General features: G+C 46.3%; 13 protein-coding genes. 8 read left to right on the top strand and 5 right to left on the bottom strand.

Annotated features, from left to right (window positions below; genetic code table 11):
- Window positions 1-58 precede the first annotated feature (58 nt).
- The 8 genes from KIV41_RS10765 (at window position 59) to KIV41_RS10730 (ending at window position 11,770) form a co-directional block, all read left to right on the top strand.
- The gene (locus KIV41_RS10765; protein ID WP_285336357.1) at window positions 59-2,377 is read left to right on the top strand and encodes a patatin-like phospholipase family protein; all 2,319 of its coding nucleotides are present in this window, start codon (window positions 59-61) and stop codon (window positions 2,375-2,377) included.
- Window positions 2,378-2,647: 270 nt separating this feature from the next.
- The gene (gene acnB / locus KIV41_RS10760; RefSeq protein ID WP_038885755.1) at window positions 2,648-5,236 is read left to right on the top strand and encodes a bifunctional aconitate hydratase 2/2-methylisocitrate dehydratase; all 2,589 of its coding nucleotides are present in this window, start codon (window positions 2,648-2,650) and stop codon (window positions 5,234-5,236) included.
- A gap of 460 nt (window positions 5,237-5,696) precedes the next feature.
- Window positions 5,697-6,065 (top strand): YacL family protein, encoded by a 369-nt coding sequence (locus tag KIV41_RS10755; RefSeq protein ID WP_045393892.1) that lies wholly within the window; start codon window positions 5,697-5,699, stop codon window positions 6,063-6,065.
- 188 nt (window positions 6,066-6,253) lie between these two features.
- Entirely contained in the window at window positions 6,254-6,592 is a 339-nt protein-coding gene (locus KIV41_RS10750) for a P-II family nitrogen regulator (RefSeq protein ID WP_010450136.1), read from the top strand.
- 25 nt (window positions 6,593-6,617) lie between these two features.
- Window positions 6,618-7,847: an ammonium transporter gene (locus tag KIV41_RS10745; RefSeq protein ID WP_010450134.1), complete on the top strand. Its 1,230-nt coding sequence runs from the start codon at window positions 6,618-6,620 to the stop codon at window positions 7,845-7,847.
- Window positions 7,848-8,000: 153 nt separating this feature from the next.
- Window positions 8,001-9,014, top strand: coding sequence for a Fe(3+) ABC transporter substrate-binding protein (locus KIV41_RS10740; protein WP_005446300.1), 1,014 nt, complete (start codon window positions 8,001-8,003; stop codon window positions 9,012-9,014).
- Between the two features lie 99 nt (window positions 9,015-9,113).
- Window positions 9,114-10,739, top strand: a complete 1,626-nt coding sequence (locus tag KIV41_RS10735; protein ID WP_038884268.1) for an iron ABC transporter permease — start codon at window positions 9,114-9,116, stop codon at window positions 10,737-10,739.
- Entirely contained in the window at window positions 10,739-11,770 is a 1,032-nt protein-coding gene (locus tag KIV41_RS10730) for an ABC transporter ATP-binding protein (protein ID WP_045393895.1), read from the top strand. Before KIV41_RS10735 ends, KIV41_RS10730 begins: the two co-directional genes overlap by 1 nt.
- Window positions 11,771-11,866: 96 nt before the next feature.
- On the opposite strand, the gene KIV41_RS10725 is transcribed toward KIV41_RS10730, so the two are convergent.
- From KIV41_RS10725 to KIV41_RS10705, 5 genes are all read right to left on the bottom strand, one after another.
- The gene (locus KIV41_RS10725; protein ID WP_045393898.1) at window positions 11,867-13,279 is read right to left on the bottom strand and encodes a phosphoglucomutase/phosphomannomutase family protein; all 1,413 of its coding nucleotides are present in this window, start codon (window positions 13,277-13,279) and stop codon (window positions 11,867-11,869) included.
- 125 nt (window positions 13,280-13,404) lie between these two features.
- Window positions 13,405-15,813, bottom strand: coding sequence for a GH36-type glycosyl hydrolase domain-containing protein (locus KIV41_RS10720; RefSeq protein WP_138955073.1), 2,409 nt, complete (start codon window positions 15,811-15,813; stop codon window positions 13,405-13,407).
- 86 nt (window positions 15,814-15,899) lie between these two features.
- Window positions 15,900-17,819: a beta-N-acetylhexosaminidase gene (locus KIV41_RS10715; protein ID WP_010450123.1), complete on the bottom strand. Its 1,920-nt coding sequence runs from the start codon at window positions 17,817-17,819 to the stop codon at window positions 15,900-15,902.
- 8 nt (window positions 17,820-17,827) lie between these two features.
- On the bottom strand, window positions 17,828-18,718 hold the full coding sequence (locus KIV41_RS10710; RefSeq protein WP_285336356.1) for an N-acetylglucosamine kinase: 891 nt from the start codon (window positions 18,716-18,718) through the stop codon (window positions 17,828-17,830).
- A gap of 2 nt (window positions 18,719-18,720) precedes the next feature.
- Window positions 18,721-20,460, bottom strand: a complete 1,740-nt coding sequence (locus KIV41_RS10705) for a glycoside hydrolase family 9 protein (protein WP_285336354.1) — start codon at window positions 20,458-20,460, stop codon at window positions 18,721-18,723.
- Window positions 20,461-20,521: the final 61 nt, after the last annotated feature.

The raw sequence follows: 20,521 nt of genomic DNA, 5'->3' as shown, positions 1-20,521 counted from the left end.
GCAGTTGTTTAATTCTTAGTAAAAGTAGGTGTTCAATATTCAGTAAAGGAAGAAATGAATGTTAAAAAGGTCAAATACGAACCCATGGATACGTTGCTTTGCGTTGTGGGTCTGCTCCTTTTTGATTGCAACGCCTTCCTTTGCTAAACATCTCGAAGAAGACTCCTCTCGGCCTAAAATTGCTGTCGTCCTCGCTGGTGGTGGAGCAAAAGGAGCCGCTCACATTGGGGTTTTGAAGGCTCTGGAAGAGATGAATATTCCCGTTGATATCATCACTGGGACTAGCATGGGTGCTTATGTTGGTGGTCTATATGCCACGGGGATGAGCGCCGATGAAATCGAAAGTTTTATCTACAGTGTCGATTGGAACAGCGGTTATCGAGACCGTGTCGACCGCAGCCAACGTCGCGTCCGCGATAAAGAATACGAAGACCGTTATCAAATCACTACTGACCTAGGTTTGAGGTTTGGTGAAGTGCGTTCGCCAACAGGCGTGGTGCAAGGCCAAAACATGTTGCGCATTCTGCGCGAAACCACGGGCAACCTTGGCCGTTTTAACTCCTTTGATGATCTTGCCATTCCATACCGCTCCGTCGCGACTGATATCGTCGAGCTGGAAGAGGTCGTTCTAGATAACGGTTATCTAGTTGATGCCATGATGGCGAGTATGTCAGTGCCTGGCGCGCTTCCACCTTACGAACTCAATGGTCATATGCTGGTGGATGGTGGCGTGGTTAATAACATGCCGGTTGATGTTGCACGCGCGATGGGCGCCGATATCGTTATTGCGGTGGATATCAGTACAGATTACAAAACCAAAGAGGACTTCACTGGTTTATTCATCGTAGCAGATCAGCTTTCTAACTATCTTGTTCGTCGTAGTACCCAAGAGCAAGCCGAAACACTCAGCGGAGATGATGTTTACATTCGTCCTAATGTAGGGCAAATGGAGACGGTAGAGTTCGAAAAAATGCCAGACGCTTTTAAAGCGGGTTATGAGATCACTCGAGGACTAAAGTCAAAACTTGAAGGGCTGAGTGTGTCGAATGCGGAGTACCAGAAATACATCGAACATAAACAAGATATGCGCAAGAACCTTGAGTATGGGGATGAACGCGTCGTCGACCAAATCGTTCTTGTGAACAATACCCACTACAGTGATGTGCTGTTGACTAACCGACTTGAGTTAGACACAGGACGCCCTCTAGAAACGGCAGAGATCGAAAAAGCGGTAGAGAATCTCTATGCACTGGATCGTTTTGAACTGATCACTTATTACTTTGAAGAGATCGATGGGGTGAACTTACTCGTCTTTGAAGTGAACGAAAAATCTTGGGGTCCAAATTACCTAAACTTCCGTTTTTTCTTAGAAGACGATTTCAATACTGACAGTCAATATGGCATCGGTATATCGGCAAATTTCACTAACTTGAACTCTCACGGCGCGGAGCTGACGTTTAATGTGGATATGGGCACGGATAAATTGATTGAGGCGGAGCTTTACTCTCCGGTGCTTTCGAGTCAGCAGTTGTTCGTTTCTAGCAAAGTGAATTACAACACGGAGAACAGAAACTTACCTCTCGATGACGAGTTTGAAAACCCCGATATCGGTTCAGTGTATGATTTTCTACCAGTTTCTTACACCGAGTTTATTACCGAGCTAGCTGCAGGTGTGCAGCCAACCTTGTGGCAAGAGTTTCGTGTTGGTGGTCGCTATACCAAAGGGACGATAGAAGCATCTACTATTCAGTCTGCGGGGGAGCTAGATTATGAGCGACTGGGTGTTTTTGCCAACTACCGCTTAGACACTTTGGACGATTTTGCACTTCCAACTCGTGGTATGCTGATCGACTTGGACTACCTTGTTTCTCATGACAAAACTCCTGAGGATCTTCGAGGTGAAAACGCAAAAAATAGCATTGAAGATACTGTTTATGAAATTACCGCCCGTTTTAAAGGTGCAATGACATACAGCCGTCATACTTTAGTCGGACAGGCGGAATATAGCTTTGTTGAGAGTAAAAACTCTTTTGTGCCTTTAGATCCTAGAGAGTTAGGCGGCTTCTTAAATTTGTCCGGTATTCCTCGTAATAGTCTGATTGGACAGAACTTATTTTATACCAGCTTGGTGTATCGTTATAAATGGATGGATAACGACTTCGGGCTGTTTGAAGCACCAGTTTATCTAGGTGCGTCCCTTGAACACGGTGGTGTTTGGTCAGACAACGATCTTAAGTTGCATGAGGCGCCACTGTATAATGCTGCGTCGGTTTTCTTTGGAGTAGATTCTCCAGTTGGGCCGATCATGTTGGCATACGGTCGTACAGAGCAGAATTTAGATGCAGTGTACCTGATCGTTGGAACATCATTTAAATAACCGGGAGTAGGATAGCAAGATCTCCGCATATTTAGCCAAAATTTACCGGACTTTAGTCGTAAGTTGCTATGTTGGTCAAAATGATGAGATTTTAATTTAACGTTAAATTTGCTATCCTTTCGCCCACAGTTTGGCCTCTACGGCGCTGTTTCTCAATCAGAATTGAATGAAAACAAGGGCAATGGAGAGCCAAGTTTCCAAGGATGTTCACTCCTTTACTTTGAAAAATAGTAATTAAAAAGGAGGAACCGCAATGAGAGGAAAAAAGTCGTGCTTGAAGCCTACCGTAAACACGTCGAAGAGCGTGCTGCCGAAGGAGTTGTTCCTAAACCGCTAGACGCTGAACAAGTTGCTGGACTTGTTGAACTTCTGAAAAATCCCCCACAAGGTGAAGAAGCATTTATTCTTGACCTACTAGAGAACCGTATCCCACCGGGTGTGGATGAAGCTGCATATGTAAAAGCAGGTTTCCTAACGGCGGTAGCAAAAGGTGAAGTGGAATCACCATTAGTAAGCCGTGAAAAAGCTGCTGAGCTACTAGGTACGATGCAAGGCGGTTACAACATCGCTCCTCTAGTTGAATTCCTAGACGATGACCTACTAGCGCCAATCTCAGTTAAAGCGTTGTCTCATACCCTACTGATGTTCGATGCTTTCTATGATGTAGAAGAGAAAGCCAAAGCTGGTAATGCATTCGCACAGCAAGTCCTGCAATCATGGGCGGACGCAGAATGGTTCACATCGAAGAAGAAAGTCGCGGAACAGATTACTGTTAAAGTATTTAAAGTTACTGGTGAAACCAACACCGATGACTTGTCTCCAGCACCAGATGCTTGGTCTCGTCCTGATATCCCAGTACACGCGAAAGCGATGCTGAAGATGGAACGTGATGGCATCGTGCCAGATCAACCAGGCAGCGTTGGTCCTATCAATCAAATTGAAGAACTGCAAAAAGACGGTATCCCACTGGCCTACGTGGGCGATGTTGTTGGTACCGGCTCTTCTCGTAAGTCAGCGACTAACTCAGTGCTTTGGTTTATGGGTGAAGATATCCCATACGTACCAAACAAGCGCACCGGTGGTATTTGTCTAGGTGGTAAGATCGCTCCAATTTTCTACAACACAATGGAAGACTCTGGCGCACTCCCAATCGAACTAGACGTACAGAACATGAACATGGGTGATGTAATTGATATCTTCCCATACGAAGGCGTTGTGCGTAAAAACGGTGAAGAGATCTCTAGCTTTGAACTGAGCAAAGTACTGCTTGATGAAGTTCGTGCTGGTGGTCGTATTCCACTGATTATCGGTCGTGGTCTAACAAGCCGTGCTCGTGCATCACTGGGCCTAGAAGAAACAGACCTGTTTGCTAAGCCAGTTGACCCTTCTGAATCTGACAAAGGCTATACACTAGCTCAGAAGATGGTGGGTAAAGCATGTGGCGTTGAAGGTGTACGTGCAGGTCAATACTGTGAGCCTAAGATGACCACAGTTGGTTCTCAGGATACAACCGGTCCTATGACTCGTGATGAGCTAAAAGACCTTGCGTGTCTGGGCTTCTCCGCTGATCTTGTGATGCAGTCATTCTGTCACACGTCTGCGTATCCAAAACCAGTCGATGTAAACACGCACCACACACTACCTGACTTCATCATGAACCGTGGTGGTGTATCACTTCGTCCGGGTGATGGTGTAATCCACTCATGGCTAAACCGTATGCTTCTGCCTGATACTGTAGGTACAGGTGGTGACTCACATACTCGTTTCCCTCTAGGTATTTCATTCCCTGCAGGCTCAGGTCTGGTTGCGTTCGCTGCGGCGACAGGTGTAATGCCACTGGATATGCCAGAGTCAATTTTGGTGCGTTTTAAAGGTGAAATGCAGCCGGGTATTACGTTACGTGACCTTGTACATGCAATTCCTTACTACGCAATCCAACAAGGTTTATTGACGGTTGAGAAAGCGGGTAAGATCAACGAGTTCTCTGGTCGCGTACTAGAGATCGAAGGTGTTGAGCACCTAACGGTTGAGCAGGCCTTCGAACTATCGGATGCGTCAGCAGAGCGTTCAGCGGCAGGTTGTACAGTGAAGCTGTCTCAAGAGTCTATTGAAGAATACCTAAACTCAAACATCACCATGCTTAAGTGGATGATCTCGGAAGGTTACGGCGACCGTCGTACTATCGAGCGTCGTATTACTGCGATGGAAGAGTGGTTGGCTAACCCAGAGTTGATGGAAGCGGATGCAGACGCGGAATACGCGCACATCATTGAAATCGACCTAGCAGATATTCACGAGCCAATCCTATGTGCACCAAACGATCCAGATGACGCGCGTCTTCTGTCTGAAGTTCAAGGCACACAGATTGATGAAGTGTTCATCGGTTCTTGTATGACTAACATTGGTCACTTCCGTGCTGCAGGTAAACTGCTAGAGCAATTCGGTGGTCAGCTAGATACTCGTCTATGGGTAGCGCCACCAACCAAGATGGACCGCGACCAACTGACGGAAGAAGGTTACTACGGTATTTATGGCCGCGCTGGCGTTCGTATTGAAACTCCTGGTTGTTCGCTATGTATGGGTAACCAAGCACGTGTAGCAGACAAAGCAACAGTAATGTCGACTTCAACGCGTAACTTCCCGAACCGTCTAGGTACAGGTGCAAATGTATACCTTGCTTCTGCTGAGCTAGCAGCGGTTGGTGCAATTCTAGGTAAGATTCCAACGAAGGAAGAGTACTTAGAATACGCGAAGCAAATCGATGCGACAGCAGCAGATACTTACCGTTACTTGAACTTCCACAAGATGGATGAGTACACCAAGAAAGCGGCAGAGGTTATCTTCCAAGAGCCTGCATAATTTTAGCGAGCTTTGCTAATACTTAATTAAGCGCCCACCATTTGGTGGGCGCTTTTTTGTGGGATGCTTCGCGACGAGATACTAGAACTATGTCGTTTCCTAGACTGAGGGAGGAGAAATCTCTTTTAGGCTACGTATTGCGAGATCCCCAACTCGCTCGAGCCTCGCTCTTGAGGATGACGATTAAATAGCTAAGAGTAAAAACGATGCCATTCCCGAAAGCAACGAAGGAGTGCAGTCGGGAATCTATTGAGAGATCCCCAACTCGCTCGTGCCTCGCTATTGAGGATGACGATTTAAATAGCTAAGAGTAACAACGATGTCATTCCCGAAAGCGACGAAGGAGTGCAGTCGGGAATCTCTTTTAAACAAGCCATTGAGAGAGCTCTCGTCTCCCGCTTCTCCCATCTCAAATCTCCCTGTATACTCCGCACCAAATTGATACGAAAAGGCGATCACGATGGAATTTGAATTCATCCGCAACACATTGATGGGCGAATACTATGTCAAATGCAGCATGGGGCATGAGATTGTAGGTCGTTGGTTGCAAGAAGAAATTGGTAAAGACCCAGCGAAAATCGCGCAAGTTGAAGCCTTAATTGATCAGGCATTTTCTTCGCCATCTCAAGAGCATAGATTAACCGGTGCAGAGATCAGTTTGATGATCCATGGTGACGAGGTGCTAGTGCAAGAAAACGCATTGGGCAATGAGTATGAAGTGGAAATGGAAAGCGAGTTTGACTTCTACGATGCAGAGAGTACAGCCAGTTGTGGTATTGAAGACTTTTGTACCCTGATAGAGCAATGGAAAGACTTTTTGAACATTTAACGCACAGTTTTGGGGAGTCTAATTAGGGTTGCCTTATATTTGTGAGAAGGGCGCACCGATATGGTGCGCCCTTTTTGTTTATAAGTTTGTTAATTTTGCTAACTCTATATAAATCAACAAGATAAAAAGTTGGCACGCCGCTTGGATTAATACAAATGTTTCAGGATGAAAGCTGCGGAGAAGATTCAATGAAAATCATTAATGCCATTATAAAACCTTTTAAATTAGACGATGTGCGCGAAGCATTGGCTGATGTCGGTATTGAAGGGATGACAGTATCAGAGGTTAAAGGTTTTGGTCGTCAGAAAGGCCACACGGAGCTATACCGTGGCGCCGAGTATCAAGTCGACTTCCTACCAAAAGTAAAACTAGAAATCGCAACCCATGCAGACAATGTGGATCGTGTGGTAGAGGCCATCACTAAAGCGGCTCAAACAGGAAAGATTGGTGACGGTAAGATTTTTGTCTACGACCTAAATCAAGCAGTACGTATTCGTACTGGTGAAATGGACGCAGAAGCACTTTAAGAATTCAAGGGATTGGAGAACTATCATGGAATTAACAACAACGGTAACTGAATTACGTTACGCACTCGACACCTTTTTCTTCCTCATTTCTGGTGCGTTGGTTATGTGGATGGCAGCTGGCTTTGCCATGCTGGAAGCGGGCTTAGTTCGCTCGAAAAACACAACAGAAATTCTAACCAAAAACATCTGTCTGTACGCGATTGCTTGTACCATGTTCCTATTGGTCGGCTACAACATTATGTACGTTGATAATGGCGAAGGTGGTTGGTTACCATCATTTGGTGCACTAATTGGCACACAAGGTGAAGGCGCAGATCACTCGTTAGAGTCGGATTTCTTCTTCCAAGTGGTATTCGTCGCAACAGCAATGTCAGTGGTATCTGGTGCGGTAGCAGAGCGTATGAAGCTTTGGTCTTTCCTCATCTTCTCAGCAGTGCTGACGGCATTTATCTACCCAATGGAAGGTTACTGGACATGGGGCGGTGGTTTCCTATCAGAAGCAGGTTTTAGTGACTTTGCTGGCTCAGGCATCGTACACATGGCAGGTGCAGCAGCAGCATTAGCAGGCGTACTATTACTGGGTGCACGTAAAGGTAAATACGGTAAAAACGGCGAAATCTACCCAATTCCTGGTTCAAACATGCCTCTAGCTACATTGGGTACGTTCATTCTTTGGTTTGGTTGGTTCGGCTTCAATGGCGGTTCTCAGTTGATGGTATCTGATTTTGAAAACGCGACAGCGGTAGGTCAAATCTTCCTTAATACAAACGCAGCAGCGGCAGCAGGTGCTATCGCAGCATTACTCGTATGTAAAACTACTTGGGGTAAAGCTGATCTAACCATGATTCTTAACGGTGCATTGGCTGGTCTTGTTGCCATCACGGCAGATCCTCTATCACCATCACCACTTTACGCAGTTGCAATCGGTGCAGTATCGGGTGCGCTAGTGGTATTCAGTATCATCGGTCTAGACAAAGTGAAGATTGATGACCCTGTAGGTGCTATCTCTGTACACGGTGTGTGTGGTTTCTTTGGTTTAATGGTTGTACCGCTAAGTAATGGTGATGCAACGTTCGGCGCACAGCTTCTAGGTGCGGCTGTTATCTTTGCTTGGGTATTCGGTGCGAGCCTTGTGGTATGGGCAATCTTAAAAGCAACCATCGGCATTCGCGTATCGGGAGAAGAAGAGCTTGAAGGTATGGATATGCACGACTGTGGTGTTGGTGCCTACCCTGAATTTGTTACTGTGAAATAGTCGACATAAAGAAACAATTAGTTACAAAGTAAACTATCAAAAACCTGCTCTGATGAGCAGGTTTTTTAGTGTCACATCATTGTTTTCCTACTGAACATGCATATAATAACGCAACTGATAAACGTTATCATTAGCATGGTAAAGGATTAAACAATGAAAAAACTGCTAACTCTTTCAGCGATTACTTGCGCTACTCTAGCTCCAACAGCAATGGCTGCTGAAGAAGTGAACGTCTACTCTTACCGTCAACCTTTCCTAGTTGAACCAATGTTCAACGAGTTCACTAAAGAAACTGGCATTAAAGTAAACGTGAAGTTTGCCAAAAAAGGCCTAGCAGAGAAGTTGGCTCAAGAAGGCGAATACAGCCCAGCTGACGTAATCCTTACTACAGATATCAGCCGTCTAGCGGAGCTGACTAACAAAGGTCTAGTTCAAAAGGTAGATAGCAAAATCATCGAAGAAAACGTACCAGCACAGTACCAAGACAAAGAAAACGAGTGGTTTGCTCTGACTCTACGTACTCGTAACGTTTACTCTTCACGTGACCGTGTTGGCAAACTAGGTAACGACTTCAACTACGCAGATCTAGCGAAGCCAGAATTCAAAGGCAAAATCTGTACGCGTAGCGGTAAGCACCCTTACAACGTATCTCTAGTGTCTTCTATGATCGCGCACCACGGTGAAGCTGAGACAAAAGAATGGCTAGAAGGCGTAAAAGCGAACCTAGCTCGTAAGCCTCAAGGTAACGACCGTGCTCAAGTTAAAGCAATCAAAGAAGGTCTATGTGACGTTTCTCTAGGTAACAGCTACTACCTAGGTAAGATGGTTAACGACAAAGAGCAAAAAGCTTGGGCTGATGCGGTATACATCAACTTCCCTAACCAAGAGACAACAGGTACACACGTAAACATCTCTGGTATGGCGATGGCTAAGTTCTCTCCAAACAAAGACAACGCTGTGAAGCTAATGGAATTCCTAACGGGTGACAAAGCGCAACAAATGTACGCAGAAGTAAACTACGAGTACCCAGTAAAAGAAGGTGTTAAGCGTTCTGAGCTTGTGGAATCTTGGGGTGACTTCAAAGCAGATACGATTTCTCTAGATGACATTGCTTCTCACCACGAAGCGGCAATTAAGCTACTAGATGAAGTGAAATTTGACCTTTAATTCCATGTGGGGGTATAACTATACCCCCATTTGATTAAAGGATATGAGATGTATTTGCAGCCGCATTTGTATTTCATACAGCCTTGCAGTATTTAGGCAATGAAGAATAAACATTCTCTATGGAAAACCAGTAGTGGGGTGATTACCCTGTTACTGGTTTTGCCGATCTTAGCGATCTTCTATACCGCCATTGGCGAGACAGATGACCTGTTCACACACTTGATGTCGACGGTCATGCCTACCTACATCTATAACACCGTAGTTCTGACTGCTGGTGTGATGCTCCTTTCTTTGATTCTCGGTATTCCAAGTGCTTGGTTTATGGCGATGTGTAAATTGCCAACTGAGAAGTGGCTGCAGTGGGCATTAGTTCTGCCTCTCGCGATGCCAGGTTATATCATTGGTTACATTTTCACGGATTGGTTTGATTTTGCTGGGCCGATTCAGATCTTTTTGCGTGATATAACCGGATGGGGACCGGGCGAATATTGGTTCCCAGATATCCGTACTTTGAGCGGTGCCACTTTCGTTCTTTCTCTTGTTCTTTACCCATACGTTTACTTGCTTTGCCGAGCGGCATTTATGGAACAGAACGTCTCTTTGTTACAAAGTGCACGCTTACTGAAATGTTCTCCTTGGGAGAGCTTTTGGCGCATTTCTTTGCCGCTTGTCAGGCCTTCTATCGCTGTTGGCCTGTCTCTGGTTGCAATGGAAACCATTGGCGATTTCGGCACCGTCAGCTATTTTGCGGTGAACACGCTGACTACTGCGGTTTACGATACTTGGCTAGGCTACTCGAACTTAAATGCAGCCGCGAAGATCTCAGCCATGATGTTGATGATTGTGGTGTTGTTACTGAGTGCCGAGCGCTACAGCCGCCGCAAACAGAAGTTATTCCAAAGCCAGTTTAATAGCCATGAAGATTTCCGTTATGAGCTAAAAGGTTGGCGAAAGTGGGGCGCACTGATTTGGTGTTGGGGTTTGGTAGCAATTGCGTTCATCTTCCCATTGCTACAGTTAATTGATTACGCGATTACTTACTTTGCACAAAGTTGGACACCGGAGTTTCGTGAATATGCATGGAACAGTTTGGTGGTGTCAGTCGTGGCTGCCATCATCGGTGTTGCGATTGCTTTGACGGTGAATTTCAGCCAACGCGTAAACGGCGGCCGCTCTAGCTTAGCTTTCATGCGTCTGTCTTCTATGGGCTACGCGGTTCCGGGCACTGTACTTGCGATTGGTGTCATGGTGGCAGTGCTGTTTATGGATCACCGTGTTAACGATATTGCTAAAGCGATGGAATGGGGCAGACCTGGACTGATTTTTTCTGGCTCCATGTTTGCACTGATTTTTGCGATGGTGGTGCGTTTCTCCGCTGTGGCGATTGGTAGTGTCGAAAGTAACTTAAATAAGATCTCTCCGTCGCTGGATATGGCTTCCCGTACCATGGGCTGTACGCCTAATACCATGCTTTGGCGAGTGCACTTCCCTCTGGTTAAACGTGGTGCACTGATTGCTGGTTTGTTGGTGTTTATTGAGTCGATGAAAGAGCTCAATGCTGCACTATTATTGCGTCCATTTAACTTTGAAACCTTGGCGACGTATGTATACAACTTCGCCTCGGACGAGCATTTGGAACTTGCTGCTCTACCAGCAGTATTACTGGTCCTAGTTGGGTTGATCCCGCTTGTTGTTGTTAACCGTTCACTGGAGCAAAATCACTGATGAGCTGCGCACTATCGATTAAAAACCTAACTTGTCAGTATGACGATCAGACCGTCCTTGAATCACTTTCTTTAGAAGTTGAACAAGGACAGATCGTGTGCCTGCTCGGCGCGAGTGGTTGCGGTAAGACAACGCTATTGAAAGCCATTGCTGGTTTGTTGCCGCTAAGCTCTGGTCAAATGAGCTTGAATTGTCTCACTATTGATGACGGTGAAAACTGGTTACCACCAGAGCAGCGTAATATCGGTATGATCTTCCAAGATTACGCCTTATTCCCGCATCTGACAGTGGCAGAGAACATCGCTTTTGGCTTGAAAAATGAAACGGCGCAGCAAAAGCTTCTCAAAGTAGAAGAAATGCTCGGCTTAGTTCACCTCAAAGGCTACGGTGATCGTTATCCTCACCAGCTTTCTGGTGGTCAACAGCAGCGCGTGGCGATTGCCCGCTCACTGGCTTACAAACCTGATCTTCTGTTGTTGGATGAACCGTTTTCCAATATCGATACCCAAGTTCGCCATGAACTTATCCGAGAGATCCGTAAAATCTTTAAAGAGCAAGGCGTTACCGCAATTTTCGTTACTCACAGTCGTGAAGAGGCGTTTGCCTTTGCCGATAAGATGGCAGTAATGAACCATGGTGTAATCGAGCAATACGGAACAGCCTCTGAGCTTTACTACCAGCCTTCGAGCAAATTTGTTGCAGACTTCTTAGGTGGTGGTAGCTACCTTGCAGCGAAGCGCATTTCTGACAGTGAATTTGAAACTCATCTTGGTGTGGTGGAAGCCAATGCTCAGCAAGAAATCCAAGTTGATGCAGAATGTGCATTACTGCTTCGCCCTCAACATGTGCAAATTGCTGCTGATGAAGAGAGTGCGGTCAAAGTACTTGAGCAGCACTTTATGGGTGACCACTGCCGCTACGTGATTGATGTCAATGGTGACCGACTGTTGGCAACCTCAGCGGAAGCATTGAATGTTGGGGATAGCGTTACGGTGAAAGTAGAAACTCAAGGCGTGTTAGCTTTCGCCTAAGTAGTATCATCGAAAAGAAAAAGGCCCGGCGGGTATGTCGCCGGGCAAGTGTTCTTCACCTATAGGTCGTGTGCACGAAGCGGGCACACAATTTAGCTATAAGGACAGAAAGTCCTTAAACTGTTGAAGAACACGTTCTGCAGTGTCTTTATCTTGCATCTCTGCAAAAATTCGTAGTAATGGTTCGGTACCTGAGAAGCGAGCGATGATCCAACCGCCGTTCTTGAAGTACACTTTCGCACCATCTTCGTAGCTGACTTTTTCGATTTCAAACTCAAACTCAGGCAACTGCTTTTCAACATAAATCTTGCTGAACAGTACTTCTTTTTGCGCCGGTTTGAATTTGCAATCGCCTTCCGCCATGTAGGCATAGCCATACTTGCCGTAGATTTCATCCAGCAACTCAGACAGTTTTTTGCCGGTTACTGAAATCATTTCTACCAATAGGCTGGATGCGAATACGCCGTCTTTGCCTTTGATATGACCGCGAATAGTTAGGCCGCCAGAGCTCTCACCACCAATCAATGAATCGTCAGCTTCCATTTGAGAGCTGATGTGCTTAAAGCCCACTGGAACCTCAAAGCATTTCTCGCCGTGATCTTCTGCAACTTTATCTAAAAGGTGCGTGGTTGCGATGTTACGTACCACTGAGCCTGTCCAGCCTTTGTATTCAAGTAGGTAGTAGTAAAGCAGCAGTAGCACTTCATTTGGATGAATGAAGTGACCTTTCTCGTCGATAATACCAAGACGGTCTGCGTCGCCATCGGTACCGATACCGATGTCATAGCCTTCTTGTTCCACTAGGTGCATCAAGCGGTAAAGGGTTGCAGCACTTGGTGATGGCATTAAGCCACCGAAATCTGGGTTTTTGCCGTCGTTAATCACGTCGACTTCACAACGGCCGTTGATCAGCACGGTTTGTAGCGCGTTTTTCGCAACACCAAACATAGGGTCGATCAACACGCGTAGATTCGCTTTCTTGATCGCTTCGATGTCGATAAAGTCGATGATCGAGTCAACAAACTCGTTCATTGGGTTAATGATTTCAATTAGCTTGTCTTCAACCGCTTGCTCAAAATCGACGCTTCTCACGTCATTCACTGTTAGGGTTGAGATTTGTGATTCGATCTTTTGGGTGATGATTTCATCTGCGTCACGACCACCTTCAATGAAGACTTTAATGCCGTTGTAATCGGCTGGGTTGTGCGATGCGGTAATACATGCAGAGTAAGCACAGCCCATTTCCTTCGCTTTGAACATCACGATAGGTGTAGGGACAAACTTGTCGATAAAGCTAACCGCAATACCGTTTGCTGCCAATACTTCAGCAAACCAACGACCTGCTTTATCAGAAAGAAAACGACGGTCATAGCCAATCACAAAGCCGCGATCAGCTGCGGATTCGTTGTTGGTAATGTTTGCTACTGCTTGAGCCACCAAACGTACATTATCTTTGGTGAACTCCTCACCAATAAATGCACGCCAGCCGCCTGTACCAAATTTGATCATGATTCGATCCTCGATAAGAGCGGCATCCCACCGCTTCTTAAATCTTTGCTAGCGAACCGATGTACTCATCAAACTCAAGTGCATCGGATAAATCAAAAGGGGAGAAGCTCTCCCCTAAAAGACGATTAACCTAGAGTAACGATAACTTCGTTTACTGAACCTTCCGCTTGAACTGGTACAGATGCACCATTTACTGCTTCACCGTTCACGGTAATCGACTTAACGCCTTTGCTTACTGAGTCTGGGTTAACCACTTTGATGTTGTACGTTGCACCTAGCCATTGACGAGTCACTTCGAAACCAGGCCAGTTAGTTGGGATACATGGATCGATAGTCAGACCATCAAAGCCTGTACGCACACCAAGGATAAAGTTGGTAACAGCGAAGTAAGCCCAGCCAGATGTACCTGTTAACCACGGGTGGTTTGCACGACCGTGGTCTTGGTGGTCACGACCCATGATGAACTGCACGTATGAGTATGGTTCTGCAATACGTTTTTCGATGATATCGTTTTGGTTGTATGGGTTTAGTGCATCGTAGAATTTCATTGCACGGTCACCACGACCCAATTTTGCTTCTGCTACCCAAGCCCATGGGTTTGGATGTGAGAAGATAGCGCCGTTCTCTTTTACGCCTTGGTAAACGCGAGTTACGAAACCGATGTCATCGTTTGGTGTTGCGAATGATGGTGAGTTTAGGTGCAGGCCGTATTCAGAGAACAGGTTCTCATCGACTGCGTCCATCGCTTTCTCACCACGCTCTTGAGATACCGCACCAGAAAGTACCGCTAGCGTGTTTGACTCTAGGTGCACTCGGCCTTCTGCTTGTTGCGCTGTACCGATCTTGTCGCCATTCTTCGTCAGACCACGGATGTACCAGCCGCCTTCGTCGTCCCAAAGATGTGTTTCACATGCTTCACGAACGTTTGCTGCCATTTCCGTGTATTTCTCTACGTCGGCTTCTTTCCCTAGGTATTTCGCTAGGTCGATGAACTCTTGCAGTGCCCAGAAGTGTAGGAACGACACCATTGAAGATTCGCCACCACCTAGATTTAGACAGTCGTTCCAGTCTGCGCGTAGACCTTTACAGATACCGGTTTGACCTACGTACTCCGCAGAGAAGTCTAGCGCTGCTTTCATGTGGTCATAAACGCTTGCATCGCCGCCATCTGCGTAAGGGATCACTTCGTCAAAGAAACTGTGCTCACCCGTTTCCATCACGTACTTACAGATGGTTGGAACTAGCCATAGGTGATCATCAGAACATGTGTCTTCGATGCCGTGGATCTTGTCTTCATCAGAAGGTGTTGGAACTACTGTTGGAGATTTCGATGGTTTAACGTCAGCTTTCTCTGGATCGAACCAATCTGGATCGAATAGGTGTAGACCGTAACCCGCTTTCACTTGGCCGCGCAGTAGGTCAACGATACGTTTGCGCGTCATTGTTGGGTTAGCGTGAGGAACTGAGATTGCATCTTGCGCTGTATCGCGGTAACCAAGACCAGTACGACCTCCCACCTCGATGAACGAAGCAAAACGAGACCACACCACACAAGTTTCTGCTTGGTATAGTGTCCAAGCGTTGATCATGGTGTCTAGACCTTCGTTTGGCGATTTCACTTGGAACTTGCCACAACGCTCATCCCAGTGTGCTTTGATACCCGCAAACGCATTATCTACTTCTGCAAGGTCTTGGTACTTAGCACGTAGACGGTCACCATTGCCTTTACCGATACCTAGAATGTAAGCAAAACGCACTTCCTCACCTGGTTGAATAGTGAATTGCTTATGCAGAGAACCACAGTGGTTGTAACAAGTCTGTGCAGTGTTGAAACACTTACCTTGTTCTACCGCTAACGGGTTTGCTTCGTCACGGTATAGACCGAGGAAGCTGTCACGTTGGCCGTCGTATGAATCTGGGTCAAACGTTGAAGCTAGGTAGTAGAAACCTTCGAAATCGTTGGTGTTGTAGTACAGGTCGTACTCAATCACGCCTTCGTTGTATGACGTACCCGCAGAATACAGAGACATCTGATGGTTCTGGTTATCAGACTGAATGTGGCTGAATGAGAACTCAACAAATGAGAATGCGCTGATCGTACGTGGTTTATCTGAAGTGTTTTTAATTACTACATCCCAGATTTCAGCGTCTTCGCCTTTTGGCACGAACAGTGTTTTCGTTGCGGTAATGCCGCTGTATTCACATTTGAACTTAGAGTAAGACAGGCCATGGCGGACTTCGTAGCTTGCTTCGTCTAGGCTTTTTGCAACTGGTTGCCAAGAGATTGACCAGTAATCCCCTGTCTCATCATCACGTAGGTAAACGTAGTGTCCTGGGCGATCGAATGTCGCGTTAGGACGGAATTTAGTAACACGGTTGTATTCTGGAGAGTTGTAGAACGAGTAGCCACCCGCGTTGTGCGAGATAACCGTACAGAACTTCTCAGTACCTAGGTAGTTTGTCCATGGTGCTGGTACGTCAGGGCGAGTGATGACGTATTCGCGATTCTCGTTATCGAAATAGCCGTATTTCATTTGTGTATTTCCTTTTTACTAAGCTGCGTCTGCAGCCAAAAATTTAAAAACTCTTTAAGCGTGATGCGGTTGCATCTGGCTTGTTATTACTTCCACGGTTTACGGTAATTCACTCCCTGCAAATCGAGCAGAGGAAGGTGTCCTTTCAAACGTGATAAATAGTCGGTCCAATTGCGGTGTTGTTTTTCAGTCCAGCATGCTTCAGCCATGGCCGTTAGGCGAGGGAAAATCATGTAGTCCATGCGCGATTGGTTGTTGATGATTTCGCACCATAGAGCGGTTTGAATGCCCCAAATGCGTTTTCTGATTGGGTCGTCTTCAGGTACTTCTGCTAACGGCTCGTAGTTGTAGGCTTTCTCTAGTGGCAACGGGTTCGCCCAGTCCACACCTGGCTCTTCTGGTGCGTAATCTTGAGTCATGTCTAAGTAAGTGGTTTGTGCTGGTTGTAGCACCACATCAAAGCCCTGGCGAGCGCAGTTCAGTGCTGCTTCTTCGCTTAACCATGAGTAGATCACGGTGTCTTTGCTGACCTTATTGCCGTGCTGGGCTTCTTCCCAACCCACCATACGTTTGCCCAACTTGCGCAGCTTGTCTTCGGCGTGGCGTAGGAAGTGGCCTTGCAGCTCTTTGTAATCGGTGTAACCCAATTGCTCCATTAACGCTTGGCATGCAGGGCTCTTTGACCACACGCCATTAGGTACTTCGTCGGCGCCGATATGTACATAAGGAGCTGGGAATAAAGCGGCTACTTCCTCAAGAACTTTGTCGATAAACTCGTAGCTTCCCGGTAGAGCAGGGTTGATGACATTGTCGTTGTAGTGCTGGATACTACGATATTCTGTTGAGTCCTCTTTCTCTACCAAAAGGTGCGGCAGAGATTTGATCGCTGCGCGACAATGTCCGGGTACATCAATTTCAGGAATAATCGTGATGCTACGTTGCGCTGCAAACTCAATAACGTCTTTGATTTCTTCTTGGGTATAGAAGCCACCATAACGCTCAGATAAATGAGTATATTGAGGTTCAACCGCTTCATTTACACCTCGCCAAGCGCCAATACTGGTTAGTTCTGGTAAGGATTTAATCTCAACTCGCCAACCTTCGTCGTCAGTGAGGTGCCAGTGAAAAGTATTAAACTTATAGTGTGCCAATAAGTTAATAAGGCGTTTCACTTCCTCTACAGAATGGAAGTGACGAGCACAATCTAGCATCATGCCGCGGTAACGAAAGCGAGGGCTGTCTTTGATTGTGACGCAGACAAAATCGAGAGTGGATGCTTCTCTCCCCGCCTTAACTAGCTGCAACAATGTCGCTGTCGCGTGTATAAAACCGGAAGTGGAACCTGCTTCGATCTTGATTGATTCTTCCGATATCTTTAGCTTGTAGACGCCTTCGTCTAAAGTCGGGTTTCCTTTAAATATTACATTGCCACTGTTTGATTCTTTTACTGAGAACTGATGAATGCGCTGAAGTTCGTCTATGAACCAATTTTGAGCTGGCTGAGCCAAATCGGTATATGTTGCAACACCAGATTGCTCAGTCAGCGTAAAGTAGCCTTCATTGACTTCAATATGATTTGGTTTCGGTAGCAGCGGCTGAGCGTGGGTTAAGCTTGCTGGAATGTCACTGCGCTCACGATAAGGTGAAGCTAAAACGATAGGGGTGACATCGACTTGAGCACGTTGAGGTTGACCATCTACCATAAAGTCGATTATCGCCTCATTAAAACCATCCGAGTAGTAACGGAATGGGTTAGAGCCAATGCTAAATTCACAGTAGTAGTGATGGTTGGCAGCCAACACCATACCCTCAGGTTTGAGTGTGCAAAAGCTACCAATCTGAGTAAGTTGACCATTTGAAACGCTATCTGGAAGTATGTAGCGATCAAATGCGAAGGTCAGACTCCAGTTGTTTAGGTCCTGATCGCTCAAGTTATGAAAGGTGAGTCCGAAACGGCAGTTTTGTTTTTGCTCAGAAAGGACCACTAAATCAACACGATATTCCATGTTCACTCCTACTCAACACTCACCGAGTAAAGGTTATGTTCTGGCTTGCCAGCAAACATAATTGCCCCTTCAATCGCATCAAACTGAGGCTCTACCACCCATTGTTGTACTGGTGGAGATAGCCAGTGCAGAATTCGCTCAGCAATGCTACCCATCAAGCAAATACGAGTTGCGCCGCGCTTATTCAAAGCAACTAAGAATATTTCTATGTCCGCTGCGGTTTGCTTTAGCATTTCAATCGCCAGTGCATCACCTTGTTCTGCATGTTGGAAAATTGCTGGAGAGAACTGACCGTAATCGCGAGGCAGAGCTTGCTTAGACCATGCCACCACGTTGTCGACGTCATTTTCAAAATGAGCCATAACGTGCGCGGCCAGAGGTGTTTTTTCACGGATGCCATCTTCTGCTAGCAAGACTTGCTGAATTAGGCGTAGACCCATTACGGCACCGCCGCCTTGATCGGATATTGGGAACTCACGACCGCCAACAACGTGTTGCTCAAGGCCTTTGAGGAAAATGCCGCAAGAACCTGTTCCTGCAATCATGATCGCGCCATCTTCACCATTGTGTGCACCGATACAAGCACCGTATGCGTCAGTATTGAGTGTCATACTGGCAAAAGGATGTTCTAAAGCCATAAAAGATTGCCAAGAGGTTTTATGCTCAGCTCCTGCAAGCGCTAAACCTACGTGCATAGAGGCAAAGTCTTGTTGGGTTAGGCCGCCTTGCTGTGCTGCTGAAGCAATAGATTCAAGAATCGATGCCATTGCGACTTCTGCCCCCAACATAATGTTGGCACTACCACTTTTTGCTTCGCCAATGAAGTTGCCTTGCGCGTCTTTGATACGGGCGCGACATGAAGTGCCACCGCCATCAATACCTACAAAATACATCCCCATGTTTATTGTTCCTTGAATGCTTGAGAGTTCGCTAAAGTTGAGATGTGCTGAGCCTGACTCATTACGGCGAGTAGATACCAAGCACCATGTGGGATCCATTGTTCTCCCCAGCGCCAGTTTTGAAGCATGTCGTCTTTCTGTGCTGGTGGATTAAATGCAATGTCTTCCTCATCTTCAAAGCCGCCAGTAATGCCGTTACATACGCCACCTTTTGCGTTGAAGAAACCGTATTGCGGAAGGTAATCAGGGTTATTGCGGCCGTGACCGTCTAACATGCACATGTCGTACGGGTTTAAGCCAACAATCCAGTTCATAGAGTCTTGTGCCAGTTTTGAAAGCTGCTGCTGTAGAGTTTCTGACTCGATGAAAGGTTGTGCCACATAAGCCATAGTTGCCAGTGAACCCAGGCGGGCATTTTCACCTTGCCACCAGTAACCCGATTCATTGTTGTGTGCCACAAAGAATGCGTCACGTTTTGCTTCATCTACGCCTTTTACGTATTGTCGAGGGTAGCCAAATGGGTTGGTTACTTTGTTGGTGATAGAGACTTCAAATTCACACGCTCTGTTGATGGTTTGTTTTACTGGTGATGCAAGCTCAGAGTCGTCTTCAATTGATAAGTACTCACATAGCGCGATAACAGGAAGCCCGGCTTCTGCCGCATGGAAATAAGGGCGGCTACCATCTTGATTGGCTGACCAGAAGTGTTGAATGTGTTCATCACTTGTTTGACGAGCTGAAAGACGTTTTGCCCACAAGCGGCTTTCTTCTAGGTAGCGTGCTTCTTTCGTTGTTTTGAATAGCTCGACAGCGGCAAGCAGTGCGCAGTATTCATCGATGATGTTCTCTTGGCCATCGTTTAGATATTGGGTGTTGTGTTCTTTTAGGTGCCAATAACCATTTTCTGCCGCATTGCGATATTTTTGTTGGTCGAACTCACCGTGAAAGTCTAGGCGTGCTGCTGAGGCTAATGCCGCAATGCTAACGCCGGCTCCTTGTCGGTAGCCCGCTTGGTAATCATCAAATTTATGACCGAGCTGGGTCTCGTAGGCACAGATCTCGCGTTGCGCTGTGTCTTTACTCCACTTGTCGAACACCGTCATATAGAAGAAGCCTTTTTCGTTTTGCATACGAACAAGGAAATCAGCGCCGAATAGTGCTTCTTCGAGAAGGCGAATAGCAGTGAATTTAGCCAGTTTGTCGTTGCCTTCAAGCAGAGACAAACCTTTCAATATATTCCACACCACCATTGGTGTTTGTTGTGGGTTCAGATAGTTCGCGTATGACAAATGGCTCAGATATTTGCTGACGTCACCCGATGCATCATACCAACCGCCGTGAACATCAGCGGTTTCGTCGGAATTTAGCAGTGGAGCCTGACGATCTTGTTGATCGAAAATGCCTCCGCAGCGCTGAGATTTAAAATAATGGATCACATCTGAAAGTGTGCGATCGAAAAGAATATGTTCGCCGATCTCAAAGTGAGATGAACGCAAATGATCGAAACGAAGGTAATAGTGACCTGGAGTGTTAAATGAAGAAAAGTCGATAAGGTAGAAATGACCTTGATGCCAGTTCGCTACTTTGCCTTGCTTTTCTACCGTCAAGGTTGCAACGGTTTGATGGCTATCGGCACAAACCAACAAAGCCGTATAAGAAGACAGGCGTGGTCGGCTCGTCTGGATGATCGCTTTCTTAGGGCCCAGACGCTCATAACCAATATGGTTAGTCAGTAGCAGCATTCAATTTCTCCGGGAAACAATAAAATATAAAGGGAAAAAGGGGTCAGGTTGATGCCTGACC

This window comes from Vibrio sp. D401a (genome assembly GCF_030248515.1).
GTDB classification, from domain to species: Bacteria; Pseudomonadota; Gammaproteobacteria; order Enterobacterales; family Vibrionaceae; genus Vibrio; species Vibrio rotiferianus.
This window is presented reverse-complemented; position numbering and strand designations above follow the sequence as displayed.